The 19,797-nt window shown below is 71.3% G+C and carries 14 protein-coding genes and 5 pseudogenes; 9 read left to right on the top strand and 10 right to left on the bottom strand.

Annotated features, from left to right (window positions below; genetic code table 11):
* Positions 1–183 precede the first annotated feature (183 nt).
* Both PUR61_RS38615 and PUR61_RS38610 read left to right on the top strand, forming a co-directional pair.
* Positions 184–462: a helix-turn-helix domain-containing protein gene (locus PUR61_RS38615; protein ID WP_329884506.1), complete on the top strand. Its 279-nt coding sequence runs from the start codon at positions 184–186 to the stop codon at positions 460–462.
* A gap of 305 nt (positions 463–767) precedes the next feature.
* Positions 768–1,180: pseudogene (locus PUR61_RS38610) on the top strand (GntR family transcriptional regulator).
* A 353-nt stretch (positions 1,181–1,533) separates the two neighbouring features.
* On the opposite strand, the pseudogene PUR61_RS38605 reads toward PUR61_RS38610, so the two are convergent.
* A pseudogene (locus tag PUR61_RS38605) lies at positions 1,534–1,695 on the bottom strand (response regulator transcription factor); the annotation flags it as partial.
* Positions 1,696–2,208: 513 nt separating this feature from the next.
* Here PUR61_RS38605 and PUR61_RS38600 point away from each other — a divergent pair.
* Both PUR61_RS38600 and PUR61_RS38595 read left to right on the top strand, forming a co-directional pair.
* Positions 2,209–3,219, top strand: coding sequence for an SGNH/GDSL hydrolase family protein (locus PUR61_RS38600; protein WP_329884501.1), 1,011 nt, complete (start codon positions 2,209–2,211; stop codon positions 3,217–3,219).
* 63 nt (positions 3,220–3,282) lie between these two features.
* A complete protein-coding gene (locus PUR61_RS38595) occupies positions 3,283–3,528 on the top strand; it encodes a hypothetical protein (protein ID WP_329884498.1) in 246 nt (81 codons plus the stop codon).
* 351 nt (positions 3,529–3,879) lie between these two features.
* Here the strand turns inward: PUR61_RS38595 and PUR61_RS45660 are convergent.
* Positions 3,880–4,083: pseudogene (locus PUR61_RS45660) on the bottom strand (IS256 family transposase); the annotation flags it as partial.
* A 1,066-nt stretch (positions 4,084–5,149) separates the two neighbouring features.
* Here PUR61_RS45660 and PUR61_RS38590 point away from each other — a divergent pair.
* Positions 5,150–7,336, top strand: coding sequence for an alpha-L-fucosidase (locus PUR61_RS38590; RefSeq protein WP_329884504.1), 2,187 nt, complete (start codon positions 5,150–5,152; stop codon positions 7,334–7,336).
* Between the two features lie 790 nt (positions 7,337–8,126).
* On the opposite strand, the gene PUR61_RS38585 is transcribed toward PUR61_RS38590, so the two are convergent.
* Both PUR61_RS38585 and PUR61_RS38580 read right to left on the bottom strand, forming a co-directional pair.
* Positions 8,127–8,411 carry a hypothetical protein gene (locus tag PUR61_RS38585; RefSeq protein ID WP_329884496.1) on the bottom strand — a complete coding sequence of 95 codons (285 nt, stop codon included), beginning with the start codon at positions 8,409–8,411 and terminating at the stop codon, positions 8,127–8,129.
* A gap of 142 nt (positions 8,412–8,553) precedes the next feature.
* Positions 8,554–9,387: a helix-turn-helix domain-containing protein gene (locus PUR61_RS38580; RefSeq protein WP_329884494.1), complete on the bottom strand. Its 834-nt coding sequence runs from the start codon at positions 9,385–9,387 to the stop codon at positions 8,554–8,556.
* 82 nt (positions 9,388–9,469) lie between these two features.
* Between PUR61_RS38580 and PUR61_RS38575 the strand changes: the two genes are divergently transcribed.
* A complete protein-coding gene (locus PUR61_RS38575; RefSeq protein ID WP_329884492.1) occupies positions 9,470–10,363 on the top strand; it encodes a phytanoyl-CoA dioxygenase family protein in 894 nt (297 codons plus the stop codon).
* Between the two features lie 207 nt (positions 10,364–10,570).
* On the opposite strand, the pseudogene PUR61_RS38570 reads toward PUR61_RS38575, so the two are convergent.
* The 6 genes and pseudogenes from PUR61_RS38570 to PUR61_RS38545 form a co-directional block, all read right to left on the bottom strand.
* Positions 10,571–11,013 (bottom strand): annotated as a pseudogene (locus tag PUR61_RS38570) (GNAT family N-acetyltransferase).
* Positions 11,014–11,154: 141 nt separating this feature from the next.
* A complete protein-coding gene (locus PUR61_RS38565) occupies positions 11,155–12,699 on the bottom strand; it encodes an RICIN domain-containing protein (protein ID WP_329884490.1) in 1,545 nt (514 codons plus the stop codon).
* Between the two features lie 509 nt (positions 12,700–13,208).
* Positions 13,209–13,601, bottom strand: a complete 393-nt coding sequence (locus PUR61_RS45655) for an IS110 family transposase (RefSeq protein WP_443034423.1) — start codon at positions 13,599–13,601, stop codon at positions 13,209–13,211.
* 136 nt (positions 13,602–13,737) lie between these two features.
* Positions 13,738–13,881: pseudogene (locus PUR61_RS38555) on the bottom strand (IS30 family transposase); the annotation flags it as partial.
* A gap of 74 nt (positions 13,882–13,955) precedes the next feature.
* Positions 13,956–16,334 carry a penicillin acylase family protein gene (locus tag PUR61_RS38550; protein WP_329884488.1) on the bottom strand — a complete coding sequence of 793 codons (2,379 nt, stop codon included), beginning with the start codon at positions 16,332–16,334 and terminating at the stop codon, positions 13,956–13,958.
* Between the two features lie 276 nt (positions 16,335–16,610).
* Positions 16,611–17,996 carry an alpha/beta hydrolase gene (locus PUR61_RS38545; protein WP_329884486.1) on the bottom strand — a complete coding sequence of 462 codons (1,386 nt, stop codon included), beginning with the start codon at positions 17,994–17,996 and terminating at the stop codon, positions 16,611–16,613.
* 98 nt (positions 17,997–18,094) lie between these two features.
* Between PUR61_RS38545 and PUR61_RS38540 the strand changes: the two genes are divergently transcribed.
* From PUR61_RS38540 to PUR61_RS38530, 3 genes are all read left to right on the top strand, one after another.
* Entirely contained in the window at positions 18,095–18,709 is a 615-nt protein-coding gene (locus tag PUR61_RS38540) for a hypothetical protein (protein WP_329884484.1), read from the top strand.
* A 256-nt stretch (positions 18,710–18,965) separates the two neighbouring features.
* Positions 18,966–19,385, top strand: a complete 420-nt coding sequence (locus PUR61_RS38535) for a hypothetical protein (protein ID WP_329884482.1) — start codon at positions 18,966–18,968, stop codon at positions 19,383–19,385.
* Positions 19,382–19,597: a helix-turn-helix transcriptional regulator gene (locus tag PUR61_RS38530; protein WP_329884480.1), complete on the top strand. Its 216-nt coding sequence runs from the start codon at positions 19,382–19,384 to the stop codon at positions 19,595–19,597. Before PUR61_RS38535 ends, PUR61_RS38530 begins: the two co-directional genes overlap by 4 nt.
* Positions 19,598–19,797 lie beyond the last annotated feature (200 nt).

Raw genomic sequence — 19,797 nt, 5'->3', positions numbered from 1 at the left:
GCCGGTAGATGGTGTTGTTCCCCTTCGGGGCCCCGGAGCCGCAACGGCGCCGGGGCCCCTCGACGCGTTCCCGTACCAGGAATAGGAAGAGGTGCAGTGACCACGGCCACCAACCCGCCCCGCACACCGAACACCCCCGACATCGTCAGCTCGTTCGACGACGACGACTACCCCGCCTACACCATGGGCCGCGCCGCCGCCATGACCGGAACCACGGCCGGCTTCCTGCGCACCCTCGGAGACCAGGGCCTCATCACCCCGCTACGCTCCGACGGCGGCCACCGCCGCTACTCCCGCTACCAGCTACGCATCGCCATGCGCGCCCGCGACCTCGTCGACCAGGGCACCGCCATCGACGCCGCCTGCCGCATCATCATCCTCGAAGACCAACTCGAAGAAGCCCTGCGCATCAACGAACAGCTTCGCCACAACGCCGGACAGCCGCCCACCGCCGACACCTGACCCCGGCGTCACCGCCTGGTCCGGACGGGCCGCCTGCGGCTCGGCGACTTCCACCCCTGGGCGGTGCGACAGGACGCGGGAAAGCCGTCACCCACAGGGTGACGGCTTCCAGTGCTTCCAGGCCTTCGCGGACTTCTCCGGCCATCCCATCACCGACGACGTCCCGGCGCCTGCGTCGACGAGACGACATCGCTCGGCATCAGCAAGCCCCCGTCCGCGAAGCGGTGAAGAGACTGGAAGCCGACAGACTGCTGGTCTCACGGATCCACGCGGGTGCCACCGTGGCGCCGATCGACGTCGCCGAGATGCGAGGCGTCTTCCTCGCCCGCCAAACCGTCGAGACGCTGGTCGCCCAACTCGCGGCCGAGCGGATGGACGACACCCGGCTCGCCGAACTCGAGGACACCCGGCAGGCAATGCGTGACGCACTGGGCGTCGGCACACTGGAGAAGATGGCGGAACTCAACTCCCGCTTCCACCGGACCCTGGCCCAGAGCGCGGGCCACCGCGTCATGCACGACCTCACCGAGCAACTGCTGCTCACCATCGCCGCTACCGCGTCACCGTACCGACGGTCGGCCGGGACTGGCGCTCCGCGGTCACCGAGCACGACGTGATCATGGACGCGCTGCGCCGGCGCGACCCGGTGGCGGCCGCGGACGCGCTCCGCGCCCACATCGGCTCCCAGGCCGTGCACGAGGTCGAGTGTTCCTCCTGAGCCGACAGGGTGTCACGTTCCCCGGGTCCCGCCCGTCGGGCGCCTCCGCGAGGTACCCCGGAGCAGGCCGCGGGCCTGTCCAGTGCCCGCCTCCGGTGTCGGCCCCCAGGTGCCCGAGGCCGCCCGAAGACGCCGGGCCGGCATGATCGAGGCCCGCATGTACTGACATGGGCCACCAGCGTGATCGCGGACGAGTGTTGCCGGAATCGACGGCGCGAGGGCCCTGCGGCTGCGCCTGCGTTTGTCGGCTGCCCTCCACGGTCCGCCGGCAGGTCGCGGAACATTCGGTGGTCAGCGCTCCTGCTTGCGGTGCCGGTTCGTCGGGCGTGGACCAGGGCGCGGGTGGTGCGGAGTTTGGTGAGGATGTGGGCGACGTGGTTCTCGACGGTGCGGGTGGAGAGGAAGAGTGGGGCGGCGATGTCCTTGTTGGTGGCGCCGGTGGTGAGGAGGTCGCGGATCTGTTCTTCGCGCGGGGGGCGGTCGCCGTAGCCGGCCCGGCCGCGGGGGTTGGAGATCGTTTTGCCGAGTTCGCGCAGCGTGCGGTGGCGGCGGGCGGCGTCGTAGGTGGCGCCGAGGCGCTCGAACGTGGCGATCGGTGCGGCGAGGCGCCCTTGGGCCTCGACAGGGTCGGTGCGGGTACGGGCGGCGCGTTCGGCGGCGTGAGCCGCGGTGCTGCGCGGCCGGGACTTCGGCCACGGTGCGGCGACGGCCGTCGCGATGACCGCCTACGGGTATCCCGCACGATCTGGGCCGTCGACGGTGGCGACGGCCCAGCGATGCCTACCCGCCCCGTCCCCGACGCGGGCCGGACCGGCATACGAACCACCCCCACAGGAGCACGGCGAGGAATCCGATTGGTCGGCCCGGCCAGTGGAAACGGCCAGGCCGTGCGGGAATGGGTGCTACGCATGCGGAACGTTTCTCGTGCGCACCGCGCGCCGTCCGGAGCCGTGCCCCGGCCCGGCCTCGTCTCATGCCACGGAGGAACCGTGCGACACCCCTCAACCCGTCTGCGAGCCCGAGCACCGATGGTGGGACTGTCCGTGCTGGCGGTCACCCTGCTGCTGCCCTCGGCCGCGGCCGAGGGCAGCAGCAGGGATCGCTACGAGTGGGCCGCCCTGGGCGACTCCTACACCGCCGGCCTCTTCATCGGGGACCCGAGGCCCGCACTGGGCAGCGCGTCACGGGACGGATGCGATCGGACCGCCCACGCCTACCCCGACCTCGTACGGCGGGCGCTCGCCGCCCGCCCGCCGGACAGGCCCGTGAACCTGACCGACGTCAGCTGCGACAACGCCGCCATCGGCAACATCACCCGCGAGAGGCAGCAGCCGACCAGTCCGGTGCAGCCACCCGCCGGGGACCCTGCCGGGTGGCCCGCGGTGGATCCGCAGATCCGGCGGGCCCGACTCGGAGACCGCACCGATGTCGTCACCGTCGGCATCGGCGCGATCAGCCTCCCCTTCGGCGAATGCCTGGACCTCGCCCTCGCCCATGTCTCCTGTGCGGCGTACTACACGAATCCACCGGAGGGCGTGGAGGGCCTCGACGCGAAACTCGCCAGGATCCGCGACGAGTACGGCCGGATGCTCGGCGCGATCCACCGCGCCGCCCCGCATGCCAGGGTCATCACGGTCGGCTACCCGGCCGTCCTGCCGGAGCGGGGCAGCGCCTGCGGCGGCGGCCCCACACAGCTCGGTCCGATCAGCCCCGCCGACATCGACTGGCTGCGCGAGGACGCGCTGAAGGTCATGAATACGATCATTCGAACGGAGGCGGCGAAACGCGGCGACGGGTACGTCGACCTCTACACCTCCAGCGTGGGCCATGACGTGTGCGCACCCGAGGACACCCAGTGGATCGAGGGCATCTGCGGCGACGCCGAGCCCTTCTGGCCGACCACGGTGCCCGGCGGCCTGCCGTTCGACTGCGCCGCCATCGGCAAACGCGCCACACTCCTCCACCCCAACGCCAGGGAACACGCCAACGCCGCGCCCCTGGTGGAACGCGCCGTTCGCGACGCCCTCCTCGACCGCTGACGGCCCCTCGCCCATCCGTCGGGCGTCATCGGCCGGGGGCCCGCGCGGCTGGCCTTGTTCGAGTTGGAACTCCGCACCACCGGCGGCGCAAGCCTGGATCGCGAGAACCTCGGCGCCGTCGTGCCGCCCGGCGGAATCACGGTCGACCCGGTGGCGAGCACCGTCCCGTGCGGCACCGGTGTCACCGCCGCCTTCACCACCACCAGGACGGGCCGGTCGACGGTCACCGCCACGATCACGGTGCCCGCCGTCTGCCGCACCCCTCCGGTCGGGCCGTCCCACAGCCAGCGAGTGGCGAAGTGCCGGTAGACCACGGGCACCTGCTCGGCCGGCCACGGCAGTTCCTCGGCGACGCACTGCACCGGAGCACGCTGAGCGGCGTCCGGGTGGTCGGCGGCGCTGTCCATGCGCCGCAGCCTCGATTTCCTCCGCAAGCGGATACGCCTGACTGACGGCGCTCCTACCCCGATGGCCTGGGACGTCAGTTCGGCACCAGGCCCGCCGTCATTCCCTCGCCGTCCTGAAACTCGACCAAAATCCTGCTGTCGGTGAGGGGCCCGCCCTACCCCGCGTCGTAGAAGCGGGTGGGGCGGGCCCCCGGCCCGCTCTGCTGCTTGTTCCGCACGCTCGTGCCGGGGGTACAGCAGGATCCGCTCGGTGAACCCGGCCGGGCGAGGTGCCGTTGCGGCTGTCGCCCGAACCTCGGCTGGCCACATCGTGCTCCTCATGGCCCAGGTGTTCGCTCATCTCCGCCCCCGGCGCCCGTTCCGCCACGGCCCGGGTGAACCGGGTCAGCAGTCCGACCTCGCCCAGCAGGGCCGCCTCGCAGGCATCGGTGCGGTCCTTCCGCCGCTCGACGACCAGCGGTCAGGACGGCCCGGCGGCGCAAGGGGGGCTCCGCTCCTGGACATGGGTGGTTTCTCCCGGGTGGGTGGGCGAGGGGCGAACGTCGAGACCGGCCGGCCTGGTCGTCCCCGCGGGTGTGACGAGCGTGGAGTGTCGCCAGAAGTACACGAGATAAGTCACAAACAAACACAAGTCGACAGGCAAGGGGAATGACACCCGGGTCGCCGCCATGTGTCAAGAGTTGGTGCGAACCTGGGGCCGACAGGTCGAGAAGCTCCCCGTCCGGTGTGTGAGGTGAAGCTGTCGTGGCGGCGATACGCCGACCGGCGGCCGGCTCGCCCGGTACCTATGGTTCACCTACTGCTTGACCTCGCCGAAACCCAAACGTGTCCAACCGTTTGTCGCCTGCGAGCTGCTGAGTGTGGGCAAATAGACGCTCCGTCAGATTTCGTAGCTGTGTGTTCAGGTGTCGTTGCGGGCCCGTTCCCTTCCGGGAGCATGCTCGGTCGTTGGCTCCCTGAGCTCCCGTCGAGGCGGCACGGGCATCGATGCGGCCCGGTCTACGACGGGCCTGGGGTCGACGGACGGATCCTGGCGCTGTAGCAGTCCGAGTTCGACAGACGAACCGGTGTTGACTTCTGATTGATCGACCGACGTATGTGACATGCCACGTTTGATTCAGCCGGCTGATCTGTCGGGCACGCGGAGCCGCACGTGCCACCTGCCCCTCCCCGCCCAAGGTGTACCCATGGCCAATTCCTCGACCAGCCGTTCCCGGCTCTCGTGACGGCAGGGGGTGCGTCTCGCACGCACGCTGTCCGCGTGTTCGAACGGCACGAAGCGCGACCGCGCCGGCATCGGGCCCGTCAGCGGGAAGATCTCGACGCCGTCCGCAGAAACACGGCAGGCGATGGAACCACGCCACGGAGTAGGGCCGCCCGGCCCCTGTTCGCCTGCTCCTCGAACCGGTCCTGACACTTCCGGACGGCCCCACGAGTAACACGTCCCTTCCTTCAACCATCCCGAGGGAGTTCCCGTGTCCTTGTCCCGACGCACCTTCCTGAGCGCCGCCGCCGGTGTCGCGATGGCGAGCAGCTCCGGCCTGCTCGCCTCCGCACCCGCACGCGCCGCGACCGACGCAGCCGCCGCCGGGCCGTACACGCCGACCTGGCCCTCGGTGGGCCGGCACACCGCCGCACCCGAATGGTTCCAGGACGCCAAGTTCGGCATCTACTTCCACTGGGGCGTCTTCAGCGTCCCCGCGTACGGCAGCGAGTGGTACCCGCGCACCATGTACCAGACCGGGTCCGGCCCGAACGAGCACCACATCGCGACCTTCGGAACCCCGGCAGCCTGGCCGTACCACACCTTCATCGACGGTGGCCGCGACAAGGCCGGCACCTTCCACCAGTTCGCACCGAAGCTCGTCTCCCATGGCGGCCAGTTCGACCCCGACGAATGGGCACGGCTGTTCAAGGCCGCCGGCGCCCGCTTCGCCGGGCCCGTCGCCGAACACCATGACGGCTACTCGATGTGGGACAGCCAGGTCAACGAATGGAACTCCGTCGCCCGCGGTCCCCGGCTCGACCTGCTACGCCTGTTCACCGACGCGATCCGCGGTGAGGGCATGAAGCTGCTGGTCGCCATGCACCACGCCTACAACTTCACCGGCTACTACCAGTTCGCCCCCGCCCAGAGCGACCCCAGCCTGAAGAAGCTCTACGGTCAGCTCGACCGGACCGCCGCCAACCGGCTCTGGTACGCCAAGCTCAAAGAGGTCGTCGACCGTGCCCATCCCGACATCATCTATCAGGACTTCAACCTCGACGAGGTCGACGAACAGCGGCGCCTGGACTTCCTGTCCTACTACTTCAACCAGGCCGAGGACTGGGGCAAGGAGGTGGTCTCCACTTACAAGGAGCACTACCCGAGCCCCGGCGAGGTGTACGACTTCGAACGCGGCGGGCCGGGCGATCTGCGCGAGCCGTACTGGCTGACCGACGACTCCGTCAGCGGCTCCAGCTGGTGCTACACCACCGGCATCGGCTACTACTCCACCCAGCAGATGATGCATGCCCTGCTCGACCGGGTCAGCAAGGGCGGCAACATGCTCCTCAACGTCGCCCCCACGGCCGACGGCACCATCCCCCAGAGGCAGCGCGACATCCTGCTCGGCATCGGCGACCACCTCACCCGCTTCGGCGAGGCCGTCTACGACACCCGCGTCTGGACGGCGTACGGGGAGGGCCCGACCGCGATGGGCGGCTCCTTGACCAAGCCGGTCGTCGGCACCGCCAAGGACATCCGCTTCACGCGGGACAAGGCCGGTACCACCCTCTATGCCACCGCCCTCGGCTGGCCCTCCCAGGGCCTGACCGTCACCACCTGCTCCCGCAAGCGCATCGACCTCACCGCCCTCACCGACGTGCGGTTGCTCGGCCCCGCAGCCGGGCAGTCCACCGAGGTCACCGGATGGGCCCAGGACGCCGACGGCCTGCGTATCCCGCTGCCCACGAACGCACCCTTCCCCGCCCACGCCTACACCCTGCGGCTCACCTTCGCCAACGTCATCCCACCCCTCACTCCGCCCACCCGCATCACCGCCTTCCGCGACGTCGACTTCCACGGTCCCCGCGCGACACTCCCGCTCGGCAGCCACACCGCCGCCCAGCTCCAGGCCGCCGGCATGGCACCCGCGAGCATCTCCTCCCTCCACATCCCCACCGCGTACCGCGTGGTTGGTTACCCCGGCGACCAGTTCACCGGCACCCCGTGGACGTTCACCACCGACACCGCGGACCTGCGCATCACCGGGGCCAATGACCGGATCCGCTCGCTGCGGGTCACCCTTGCGCCCGAGGCATGGCTGTGGATCACCAACACCGCGACCGGTATGGCCGTCGACGGCGGCGGCGACGTGCGCGCCGGGTCCCCGGTCAAGCAGTGGACCGCGAACTCCAGTACCAACCTGCAGTGGCACGCGATCGAACTCGGCACCGGCCGCTACCGGCTCGTCAACCGCACCAACGGCCTGGTCGTCGATGCCACCGGCGTCGCGACCGGCGGCACCGCGTTCCAGGAGATCTGGGACGGCGGCGCCGGCCAGCAGTGGACGATCACCGACCTCGGCACCGGCGCGTACACCATCGCCAACCACGGCAGTGGCCTGCTCCTCGACGGAGCGGGCGCGCGCAACAACGGAGCCCCGCTCAAGCTCGTGGCACCCCGCACCGACCCCACGCTGCGCTGGACCTTCCGCACCGCCCCCTGAACCAGCCGCAGTCGCCGGCCACCGCGACCGCCTGTTGGGGGAGGGCCGGGCGGGGACCGTCTCCTCGACCTCGCCCCGGCCCGCCGCAAAGACGCCGGACTGGCCCGCGGGCACACCACCCAGCGCACCGACTCCACCCACGTCCTGGCCACCGTCCGCGACTCACCCGCCTCAAGCCGGTCACCGGGGTCGTGCGCGCGGCCCCGGAGGAACTCGCCCGGTCGGCCGGCCGAGCGCCGGCCGTCCGGGTCGGCGAGGACGGGGGCCGCCGCTACGGCCGACCGGTACGTCCGGCCACGCACCCACCCGTCCCAAGACCTGGATCGCTGCCACCGGGTGCAGAGGGCCGCCGTCTGATCGAACACCTCAGTCGGGACGCCCAGCCTCTGGTAGGCCCTGCACCGCCACCCCTCCGCCGACCTCCTCCAACCCGCCGGCCGGCCCGTCGCCGCCGCCCTGCGACCAGCGGCGATCACCAGGCAAGCCGGCACCGGGCACACGTCCGGCCAGGCCGGTCGCGGGCCGGGTGGCACGGCCGCTGACACCGGTCGCGCCGAAGCGGAAGGAACTGCCGACGCCACCTGCCCCTCCCACCCCGAAATCCCCCGAGCGTGCCACCGCGGCCAGGGTCAAGACGGACGGCCGCGGCCGGACCGCGGAGCATGGTCGGCCATCGGTCCTTCCGGGCGGGTCGGGTCAGGGGTGGTGGCCGGCACCGATGGCAGTCGGTGCCGGCCGGGGCCGGGCGCTCGACCGGGCTCCCGCCCAGGATTGTCGGCGCCCGGGGTCCTCAGGGGGTGCGGACCCAGAACTCGACGGAGAGGGGCGGGACCGTGATCTCCAGGGTCGGACCGGACTTGAAGGGGAGGATCTCGTCGGTGGTGGCGGGACCGTAGCGGTGGCCCTGGAAGGTGGCGGCGGTCTGGGTGTCGACGGTGTAGGTGAACGGCTCGGTGGCGGAGCGGTTGGTGACGGCGAAGACAGCCTTCCCCTGGGCGGTGCGCCAGGCCATGATGCGCTGCTCGGAGTAGTAGGCGCCGTTCGTGTGGCGGGGCTCGTCGACGTGGTAGCGCACCGGGCAGCGTGGGAGGAACGTATTCGATATGCGAAAGTTTCGCCAGTGCTTCGGCGCCGCTGTTCCTCGGAGCGTGCGGACGGGGTGCGCGGGGGCCGGGCGGACCGCGTCCCGGCCCGGCCCCGCTGCCGGCGCCGGCCCCTCAGCGCCTCTGCTGCTCCCGGAAGACCGACGGCGCGACACCCGCGTGGCGGGTGAACACCCGGGTGAAGTACGCCGGATCGGGATAGCCGACCTCCCGGGCGATCAGGGAGACCGGGGCGTCGGTGTCGGTCAGCAAGACCTTTGCCCGGTCGACCCGACGTCGCATCAGGTAGACCGTGGGCGTGGAGCCGGTGGCCTGGCGGACCGCCGCCGCCAGGCTGTCGCGGGATACGGCCAGCTCCCTGGCGATCTCGCTGATCCGCACCGGCCCGTGCGCGCCGTCGAGCAGCTCCAGCGCGCGTCTGCCCAGGTCGCGGCGGAACCGACCCGGTTCGGCCGATGTGCGCCGACCGGTCCCCACCGCGTTGATCAGCGCATGCAGCGTGCTCGCGGCAGCCACATGACCGGCGAGCGACTCCGGCCGGCCGAGCAGCTCCAGCATCCGGGCGCACTGGGCGAAGGCCTCGGCGGCGTCCGCCGGCTCCAGCACCGGGCCGGCCGCGCCCAGGTAGCCGAGATCCGTGTAGCCCTGCGCGGCAGGCCCCTCGAACAGGACCCAGTACTCGTCCCAGCCGCCCGCCGACGGCCCGTAGCAATGGCGCACCCCCGGCGGCAGCCAGAAGAACGAGCCCGGCCGCACCTGACACAGGCCGGGAGTGCCGTACAGCTCCAGAGTGCCCGAGCCGTGGAACACCAGAACACCGGCGTGGCAGTTCAGGACACGGTCGACGCGGGAGGGGGGCTGGCCCAGGATCCGGCCCGCTCCGGTGACCGCGAGCCCCAGAGTCCGGACACCTTCCGGAGGTGTGCGGTAGTGCGCAACGGATTCCATCCGATCCTCGCGTCGACAATCGTCCAAGACCTTGCGGAACGCGTACATTCTCCCGCCCCGCCCTGACGGGCAGCATGGCGGCATGAGCATCGGACATCCCACCCGGACGCCGCCGGGCGGCCTCACCTCCAACGGCTACCGACTGGACGGCCGGGAGCACAGGCTCGGTCGACTGGAGCCCGTTCCGGACACGGAACGCCTGGACCGCGAGGCGCTGACGGCCCGCCTGGACCGCGACGGGTACCTCTACCTGCCCGGCTTCTTCGAACGATCGACGATCGAGGCCTTCCGCACCTACTACTTCACCGTCCTGTCGGACTGCGGACTGATCCGGCCCGGCTCCGACCCGGCCGAGGGCCTGGCAGCCCCGGCGGCGGGCGTTGACCGCGCCCGCCTGCGTCACCTGCTGTTCCAGCAGGTCGTTCCCGGTCCGCAGTACGAGGACCTGTGCCGCAACCCCGACCTGGTCGCCTTCCACCGGTGGTTCCTCGGCGCCGGCGCGGTGCACCTGCACCGCCGAAAGATCATCCGCCATGTCGGTCCGGGCGAATCGGGGATCGGCACCGCTACCCAGGCCCACTACGACCTGGTTTACCTGCGTGAGGGCACCGACCGGGTCATGTCCTCCTGGATTCCTCTGGGGGACTGCCCGATCTCGCGTGGGCCCCTGATCTACCTCGAAGGCAGCCACCGCCGCGTCCTTGCCGAGGAGGCGGCCGGCCGACTGCGACGCCCGGCCGCCCCGATGGCCGCGGATCTGCCTGCCCTGGCCGAGCAGTACGACACCCGCTGGCTCGTCACCGACTTCGCCGCGGGCGACCTCATGGTCCACAGCCCCTACGTGATCCACGCGTCCCTGGACAACCACGACCCGGCCGGCAGGTTCCGCCTGTCCACCGACATCCGCTTCCAGGCCGCCGACGACGCGCTCGACGCGCGCTGGCAGAACCATTGGCACGACCAGGACGGCCTGTGACGGCCCTGGCCCGCGGGTGGGAGGAGATCCGGTTGCGTCATGGGCACGAACCGGCGACGCCCACGGGCGCTACTTTCGCATCAGGATGACCATCATCTCACCCGTGACCGTCCCACCGCCGCACGGAAGTGGGCGGTGCCGGTGGCCTTCGAATCGACGGCAACCGCCCCCGCGGTGGATGATCCGTCCTGCTCGCACGCCGTCCTCTTAGCGAAGCACCTTCACCATCAGGCGTTCCCCGAGCACCCCGTCGGACAACAGGTCTCCGAGTTCTCCCGTATCGATGAAACCGTTGCGCCGATACAGCGCTACAGCGGGTTCGTTGCCCGGTAGGACCGCGAGCTTCAGAGTCGTGCACCCCGGTGCCGGGCCCACTCCTCGACGGCCGCTACCAACTGGTCTCCGACGCTGCGGCCCCGTGCCTGGGGGCTGACCCACACCGACCTCAGCTCGCATGCGCCGCCATCCCCGGGAAGGCCGGCAGCCATACCCACGGTTCGGCCGTCCAGCAACGCAACGATGCTGTAGGCGGCGGGCAGTGCCAAGCGCTCGCGCCACCGCTCCTCCCCACCGTCGTGCCATTGCGCGAGCCCAGCCTTGAAGGCGTGAGGTGCCTCGCTCAGTGCGGCAAGGCGAACCTCACGCCACAACGGTCAGTCGCTCGTCGTGAGAACCCGCAGGTACACCATGACCACGAGTCTGCCGCGACACTCGTACCGCAGTCCACAGGCAGTCCACGACGCCCTCGGCTCTCACGGCTCACTGACCAGCAGTTACGGGACTGAACCCCTTTAGCGGGTGCAGTTCAGCTTGTCCAGGCTGATCGAGTCCGCGATGGCCTGCCGTCCCGCGTCATTGGGGTGAAGATGGTCGTTGTCGTACTGGGGCAGCAGACGCGAGGGGTGGGCGGGGTCGCGGAGAGCGGCGTCCGTGTCGACGACCGCGTCGAAAATGCCGCCCGTTCGGATGAACGCGTTCACCTCGTTCCTCAGCGCGTCCTTCTCGGGCGTCCACTTCTGGGTGCCGCCCTCGAATGGCATGACCGTCGCGCCCACCACACACACCCCGGCCGCGTGAGCCCGGTTCACGATGTCTGTGTAGCCATCGATCAGCTGCTGTGCCGTGAGGGTAGTGGTGTGGTTGATGTCGTTGACACCCTCGAGCAGAACGATGGTCTTCAGCCCGGGTTGGGTGAGCACATCGCGATCGAGGCGCGAGATCGCACTCTGTCCGGCGCCGTCTATCAGCACCTTGTTTCCGGTGATGCCTTCGTTGGCCACACCCTTGATCAGCGTGTCGGTGGAGTTCCGGAGCCGGGCGGCGAGGAAGTCGGGCCAGCGGTGGTTGAGGTTCGTGGGGGACTTGAAGCCATCCGTGATGGAGTCCCCGAGCGTGGCCACGGCGCCGGTGCCGACGGGCGCGTCGACCACCAGCGCGTCCAGGTAGGCCCAGGAGGTGCTGGTATCGGTGTAGGAGGTCTGCGATTCGTCGGCCGCGTGATCCCCCGCGGGGGCGCTGTACGACGTCTGACTGGCAACGTTGTGGCCGGTCAGAACGCCGGAGGCCTGCTGGACGTAGAGGCTGACCGCCAGGTCGGAGTCGGGCTGGACCGCGCCGGTGAGCTGGTCGCTGTACACCGAGCCCCCCGCGGGGACCGTCACCGAGCCGAGGCTGCCGAACGTCAGCGGGCGGTTGGTACCCGGGGTCACGGCGGCGCCCGCCGACCGCTGCCCCACCCAGGCGGCGCCGAACGTCACCGGCTGGTCGCCGAACGCGTTGGACAGCCTGATCCCCAGGCCGCTGCCTCCCGCACTGGTGTGCACGATGAGACGGTGCGTCAGGTTCTGAGCGGCGGGTTGTGCGAGCTTGTCCGTACTGGCACCCCAGGTGACCAGCCTCGTTGTCGGGGATGAGCGGGCGAACCGTTGGCTGCCGGCCCCGTTGCAGGTCCACTGGACGAGGGCCGCGCCTTGCGCGGTCGAACCGGCACTCACGTCGAGGCACTTGCCGCTGTGTCGGGCGACCAGGCGGTTGTAGCCGTTGCCCGCGTCCTCCAGCTTCCAGTCGTCGTTGGAGCCGGTGGTGCACTGCCGCTGCAGGATCGCCGCGCCGTCGGCGGTGCTCTTGCCCTGGACGTTCAGGCACTTCGAGCTGTGCCGGGCGATGACGTGGACGTAGCCCGCCGAGGTGTCCTCGAGACGCCACTGCTGACTGAGTGCGGGGCCGCAGGACTGCTGCACCACACCCGCACCGTTGGTCGTATCACCGCCACTGACGTCCATGCACAAAGAGCTGTGCCCCGCCACGAAGGTGGAGTAGAGGGCGGGATCGTCCACCGGTGTGGTCGAGGCTGTGCCGGTTCCCGCCGACGAGCCGGCGGTCCCTGTCACCGCGGCGGCAGTCGGGTAGCCCCCCGACGCCACCCCCTGTGACACGAGACTCAGGACGACCGCACTGAGAAGAAGCCATGGTCTGCGCACGGAGATTTCCCTTCTTGTCGAGACCGCGTTCGACCCGCGGCGGAGAGTTCCTCGCCGCGCGCGTCGGCCGGCGCGGAGACGGCTCTGGTGAGCGGGGTGGAGGAAGTGCAGGGACCGGAGCCGCCGCCGCTCGCTGCCACCTGGGTTCGGCGGCTGTTCGTACCGCACCGGCACCTCTGGCGAAGCCCCGCGAATCCGCCCGTGCCGCGTATTCCAGTTCCCATCGGTGGGTGCCGACAGTCGCCCCGCAGGGATTTGCGGTGAGCGGCCGCATTGTGCGACGAGCGGTCGACCGGAGACCACGGGGGGAGGCCCTGCCGAGGAGCGGAGCCGCTCAGCCGGGACCGGCCGGCAAGGAGAGGCCCTCACGCCCGGGGAACCCATCCGCGCGCGAACCGTGGGCGACCGGGCCGGCGTGAGGTCGCGGCCCGGGTGTCACCGCTGGTCGGGACGTTGATCGGGCGCCGGTAGACCATCGGGCCGCACCCCCTCCTCGCAGGAACCGCCGACGGCGGGCTCCAGGCCCCCCCTACCTGCAACCCACCCGCCATGCAGGCGAGGGCGGAGAGGAACATGGCGCCGTTGAGCCGCCGGTTTCCGCCTCTGGGCGCGTGTTCTCCGTGGATCGAGGTGCCCGACGGCTTGGTGATGGGCGCGAGGCCGGCGTAGGAGGCGAGGTGGGCGGCGGTGGGGAAGCCGGTGCCGTCGCCGACGGTGAGCAGCAGGACGGCGGCGGTCCTGACACCGACGCCGGGCATCGAGGTCAGGACCGGGTGAAGAGGGTGGGCCTCCAGCGGGGTGTTGATCCGGGCTTCCAGGGCCCGCCGCTGTTCCTGGCCCGGCCGCTCGCGGCCGGGCCAGGGACGGGACGGCCACCTCGGGGGAACCTCGGACCAGGTGTCGGGGGTCGTGAGCCGGGAGGTCGGTGCCCTTGGGGAAGTACCGGCGGAGCAGGCCGTTCGTGTGCTCGTTGCCGCCGCGTCGCCAGGGGCTGGCGGGGTCGCAGAGGTAGACCGGGATGTCGGTGGCCAGGGTGAACGAGCCGAGCCCGGCGGCTCCAATCCGTCGTCGACAAAGGGTGTGCGGGCCGGGGGTCGGTTCGTTGGGGTGGGTCAGTTCTGTTCGGTGATGGTGAGGACTTCCAGGTCGGGTGATTGGAGGATGTCCTTCTCGCAGAAGCGGGAGGTGATCCACTGCTGGTTCGAGAGCAGTCTGGTCTGGTCGGAGTGGTGGGGGGAGGTGGGGTCGGCCGACTGGGAGTAGGCGAGGAGGGTCTTCGCATCGGGGCAGCCGGTGTCGTCCCAGCCGACGGCCTGGAGGTAGCTGGTGCCCGATGCGACGTCGCTGTAGCCGCCGGCGGCGGGGTCCCAGAGCGCGTCGATGACGTTCCAGACGCCGAGTTCCGCGGAACCGCCGGGGATCGGGATCCGGGTGCCGCCGCGGACGACGAACTGCGTGTCGCCCCAGGGGGCGTCCAGTGGGATTCCGGCGGCGCGCAGTTCTGCGACGGCGCGTTCCAGGGCTCGGGGGAGAGCCGGTGAGGAGGTGTTCAACGCGCGCGGGGTGTGGAGCGGGTCGGTGGGCGAGAAGGGCACGGTCCACCGTTCTTCTGCCGTGGTGTCGGCGACGAGCCCGCGCCAGAAGCGGTCGAAGAGCAGGGCGCCGCGGCTGTCGGTGTTCACGGTCCGGTCCCACTGCGTCAGCACACGGCAGGCCTCGGCGGTGTCGGCCGGGCGGGTACCCGCCTTCTGGGCGGCCTGTTCCTTGACCGGTGTGCAGAACGCGGTCAGGGCGGTGCCTGCGAGGTCGCCCGCGAGGGAGCTGTCGGCGAACTGGTGGCGTTGGAGGTCGGCAACGGTCAGGTGGCCCCGCCCGGCCATGGCGCCGACGTCGCGCAGTGCGCCGCGGGTGCGCAGGGAGAGCGGCGTCCCGGTGGTGCCGAAGACGCGCTCGTACCCGGTCAGGGGGCGCTCGGCATTGGTGAGCCAGGCGCTGTCGTTGGAGTTCTCCGCGTAGGGGGCGTCCTTGAGGACGGGCAGCGCCCCGGGGCCGAAGATTCCCGGCTGGAGTGCGTACGGATCGCTGCCGAGGGCGCAGTCTGAACGCGATCCGTCCAGGACGGCGAGCCCGGTGGCCGGGTAGACCCGGGTGCCGAGCGGCGTCGAGCATCGCGCCGCGATGTCCTCGGTGACGCGCGGCAGGACCTGTGACTGGGTGAACAGGGTGTGACCGGCCGCGTCCGCCGCGATGGTGTTGGCCCAGGGAATGCCCTGGGTGCGGTTCAGGCCCTTCAGGACCTCGTCTGTGCTGTGCGCCCGGGCCAGCGCGAGCGCGGCGTCGGTGCCCCGAAGGTGGGCGGCGTTGGGGTCGTTGAGGGCGTAGGCGCGGGCTCTGGTCCAGGGCAGCGGGCCCGTGAGGTCGAGCGCGGTGATGACCGGCCCGTAGCGGGTCCACCACTGCGTGCGGGTGACCGGCGGTCCCTCCTTGACCGCGACGGTGACGGTCCGCCGGGTCATCGGCTCGGGGCGGCCGTCCACGAGATAGGAGGTGGGGTCGGAGGGGTCCAGGGCCAGTTCGTAGAGGTTCATCGGCACGCCCGTGGCGACGGTGTGGCTCCAGGCGACGTCGGCGGTGTACCCGATCGAGACGGCCGCGGTGCCGAGGAGGGAGGCGCCCATGACGTCCAGTTCGCCCGGAATGCTCTGGTGGGACTGCCAGAAGCGCTGCGCGCCGTGCCAGGGGAAATGCGGGTTGCCGAGCAGCAGCCCGCGCCCGTTATCCGTGGTCGAGCCGTGGAAGGCCACGGCGTTGGAGCCCGGCCCGGTCCGCCCGGTGGGCAGGGGCCCGCGGACGGCCTTCGCGGCCGCGGGCCCCTGGGGTGCGGTGAGGTCGGGTGCGGGTCGGGCTTCGGGGGTGGCGGGCGCGGAACCCGATTCAGGCGGTCCGGCGGCGGCGATGCCGTCGATTCCGCGGCCCTCGCCGAGCAGGACCGTGAGGGAGCGGTCGAGCGCCGCGACATCGGTCTCGGTCACCGGCCGTACCCAGCCTGCGCCGGCGCAGGACGGGTCGGTGATCCTGTGGGCGCGCAGCCAGGCGTTGTAGCCGGCGGCCCAGCCGCGGCCCAGGTCGGCCGCCGCGCGGCTGGGCCCTGTGGGGGCGGGGGCCTCGCGGAGCCGCTCGACGGTTCCGGCCTCGCGCACTCCGCGGTGGTAGAGGTCGCTGGCGAGGTTGGTCGTGGCGAACGAGCCCTGCGGGTCGGGCGGGAGGCCGGGCCCGAACCAGAGGGATCGCTCGCCGCGCACGGTGAGGAACGCGTCGGCGAGTGCGCAGACCTGGTCGCGGGCCTGCGCCCAGCCGCTGCCGAACCCCAGCCCGGCGTAGTCGTCGGCGACGATGTGGGGGATGCCGTACTCGGTGTAGCGGATGACCGCCGACAGGCGCCCGCCGCTGGAGCCCGCCGCGGCGGCGACGCCGGGGGCCGGGCAGGACACCGCAGTGAGCAGGAGGAGCGTCCCCAGGGCGGCTACGGATCTCGTCCGTGTACGGACTGATGGTGTGGCGGTCAGGACGGCTCCCGGCGAGTCGGAGGGGGAACGACCGCTGCGCGTCGCGCTGCAGCACCTGTCCATCGAACCCGACCGTACGGACCCGGCCCCGTATTCGTCCGGTCAGCGGCGCGCCTGGAGAGCACCCGGCTCCCCGCGCTCCGTCCTCAGAGGGGCCGCCGCCCCGGTGGGGGCGCGCTCACGGCCCGGCACAGGCGTTGGCTACGTCAGCAGGAAGTCGTACACGGCCTGCCGTCCGGCCGGGTCCGCCGCCCGGTTCTGCACCGAGTGCGTCGCGCCGGCCACGATCACGATCTGTGGGTCGTGAACCGACCGGGCCTGCTGGTGGAGCAGTTCGTACGGTGTGGACAGGTCCCGGTCGCCGCCGAGCAGCAGCACGGGCACCCTCGGCAGCTTGCGGTGCCCCGGTGGCGTCGGCGGCACCCGTTGGCGCGGCCAGTCGAGGCAGACGAGGAGGCTGCCGAGCCCGGTCGCGGTCGCGGCGTCGTAGGGCCAGGTCTGTTCGGCCGTCAGCCGCCGCCGGGTGCGCTCCAGCGCGGCCGCGCGTTCGGCGACAGGCGTGTCGGTGGTGCCCCACGGGAAGTGCGAGTCGGCGCAGAGGGCGGCGGAGTGCAGCCCCTGACTGAGTTCCTCGGCCGAGGCGGCGTCGACCTGGCGGCGGACGAGGTCGAAGAGCTCCTGGAGCCGTGCGGGCCGCCCTGCGGCGGCCTCGTGCAGGATGTCCGCAACCCCGCCGTAGTCCGGGTCGACGAACCCGTAGCCCGTGAGCGCACTCAGGACCTGCGCTCCGTTGCCGTAGCGCCGTACGGTGGCGGCGAGGTCGGCGGCCGGGTCGGTGGTACAGCCGGTGGCTCGGCAGGCGGCCCGCAGGACCCGGGCGCTCGCGGGCAGCGCTGCCAGGTCGAGCGGGTCGAAACCCTGTTGCGGCACCACCGAGTCGAGCACCAGCCGGGCCACGTGCGCCGGGTGGGCCAGCGCGTACCGTTCGGCGACGAAGCTGCCGTACGAGACGCCGTCCAGGGTCAGGCGCCGGGCGCCGAGCGCGCGGCGCAGCAGATCGATGTCGGCAACGGTGTCCGCTGTGCTGTAGTGGCGGGCGTCGGGGCCGAGAGCCTCGGCGCACTCGGCGATCGACTCCTTGCGCGGTGCGGCGAGGTCGGAGGAGCCCATGTCCTCCTGGAGGCCCGGGCAGCGGAGCGCGCCGCGGCCGGTGCCGCGCTGGTCGTACATCACCAGCCGGTACGCCTTCAGGACGGGCTCCAGCCTGCTCGCGATCCGCCTCATCGCCGGGACACCCGGCTGGCCGGGGCCACCGGTGAGGAACAGCAGGTCGCCCCTGGGCGCGGCGGTGTTTCCGGTGACGGCCACCTCAAGGCTGAGGGTCCCGGCACGGGCGCCGCTGTGGTCGAGCGGGACGGTCAGCGTCCCGCAGGTGAACTCAGGGGCTTCCCGGCACGGCGCCTGCCCGGTGATCCCCCCGGTACGGGCGGCCGCGGCGGCGAAGCCGGCCGGGGGCGCGGACAGCGCGCCGGAGATCACCACGACTGCACCCAGCAGGGAGACGATACGGCCGCACGTACCCGTCATGCCCGTCCTTCCCTTCCTCTCGCGCCGGTCCCTTCCGGCACTGCCACCGAGCCAGCCTGCGCCTCGCCGCGACCGCCGTGGGCCCGACTCGGCCGACCATGCGAGCCGCACGACCCGGACGGCCCCGGTCCGCCCCGGAGCGCTGCCACCGGCGGACCGGTACCGCCAGGCCCGTTCGGCCTCGTCCGGCTCACCCGGCTGCGCATGATCACGCTTGCCTCGGCCGGTATCCGCCCGGGCGGCGGATCCCCGAGTGCGAGGAGTACTTCCGCACCCGCCTCGGCGCCGACCCGCAGTTCACCGCGTTCGTCATCGTGGACGGCGGGCACCTGCTCTTCATCGCGGTGGGCTGGTACACCACCGCAGTGCCCAGACCCGGCCGCGGACTTCTCGCCGGCGAGATCGCCTCGGTTGCCACCGACCCGGACCTCCGCCGCCAGGGTCACGGCCGGCGCGCCTTCGGCGCCGTCCACGCCCTCCACGACCGGGCGCCCGGCCGGACCGCCGGTCACCACGTCCGGCTGTTCGCCCTCGGCGACCCGTCCCGGCCGTTCCTGGCCCGCTCACCATCCAGCCCCGCCTCGGGCGAGTCGCCCCTGGCGGTCGTCGACCAGCTTGATCGGGCACGGCTGGCCGCGGGAGCACAACCATCCGGGTCTGAGCGACAAGGTGACGTTCCTCAACCGGGCGGTCTCCGATCACTGCCCGAATGATCACGCCCTCGACCACCAGGCTGTAGCGCTGCTGCTGAACACTGAGCAGCGCTACCAGCGGGCGCTGGCAGCGGCGGTCCAGCGGATCGTCGAGCGAGGCCGGGGCCGCGAGGCCACCCCTCCGGCGGCCGTGGCGGGCGGCCACGGTTCTGCGCCGGTGCCACGGTGATGCTCAGCCGGGCTGAGAACGTCGACCACCCTTGTCCATCTGACAGGGTCCATTTACATTTCGACAAGGGTCCTTTACGTTTGTCGCATGGATAGGTCTCCAAAGAACCGTCAGAGCCGAAGCGACACAGTCCGTGCCCGCGCCTGGTTGCTCGACTGGTTGCCGGCGCTCGTCACCCTTGGGCTGCTCAGCTTGATCGCAGAGCTCGGCCTCTTCGGTTCGACGGACTCGTGGAAGCTGTTCTGGTCGCTGTTGAACCTCGCCCCGGGAATGTGGATCGTCCGGGCCGTGGTCAGGGGCCTGCGTCGTGCGGACGAGTACCAGCGCCGCTGCCAACTCGAGGCGCTGGCGATCGGCTTCGGCGTGCTGATCACAGCGATCTATACCGTCGGGCTCCTCCAGGCGGCCGGGGTGGGCGACCTGCGGCAGCTGGTCCAGATCAGCTTCCTCGCAAGCATCCTGATCTGGATCGCAGCTCTGCTGTTCAAGACTTCGCGACCCCGATGAAGAACCGACTCAGGGAACTGCGCGCGGTGCGACGCTGGAGCCAGACCGACCTCGCCGACCGCCTCGACGTGTCCCGGCAGACGATCTACGCCATCGAAACAGGACGCTACGACCCAAGCCTTCCGCTCGCGTTCAAGATCGCCGCAGTGTTCGGCGAACCGATCGAGGGCCTCTTCTTCCCGGACGACGAAGACACGGACTCTACAACGTGACCTTCCGTTGAGGCAGGGACGGTGCTCCGGCGTACGGCTGCATCAGCCTGGGACTCTGTCGTGTCGGCAACGGCTGAAATCGGGCCGGTCTGATCGGTTCAATCGTGGGCCATTGTGCGGTCGTGTTCAGTCGTTGTTGGTGGTCGGGGTGCGGCCGAGTTCGCGGCCGCGCATGCGGTAGGACTCGCCTTTGAGGGAGT

This window comes from Streptomyces sp. BE20 (genome assembly GCF_036322525.1).
In the GTDB taxonomy this organism is placed as follows: domain Bacteria; phylum Actinomycetota; class Actinomycetes; order Streptomycetales; family Streptomycetaceae; genus Kitasatospora.
This window is presented reverse-complemented; position numbering and strand designations above follow the sequence as displayed.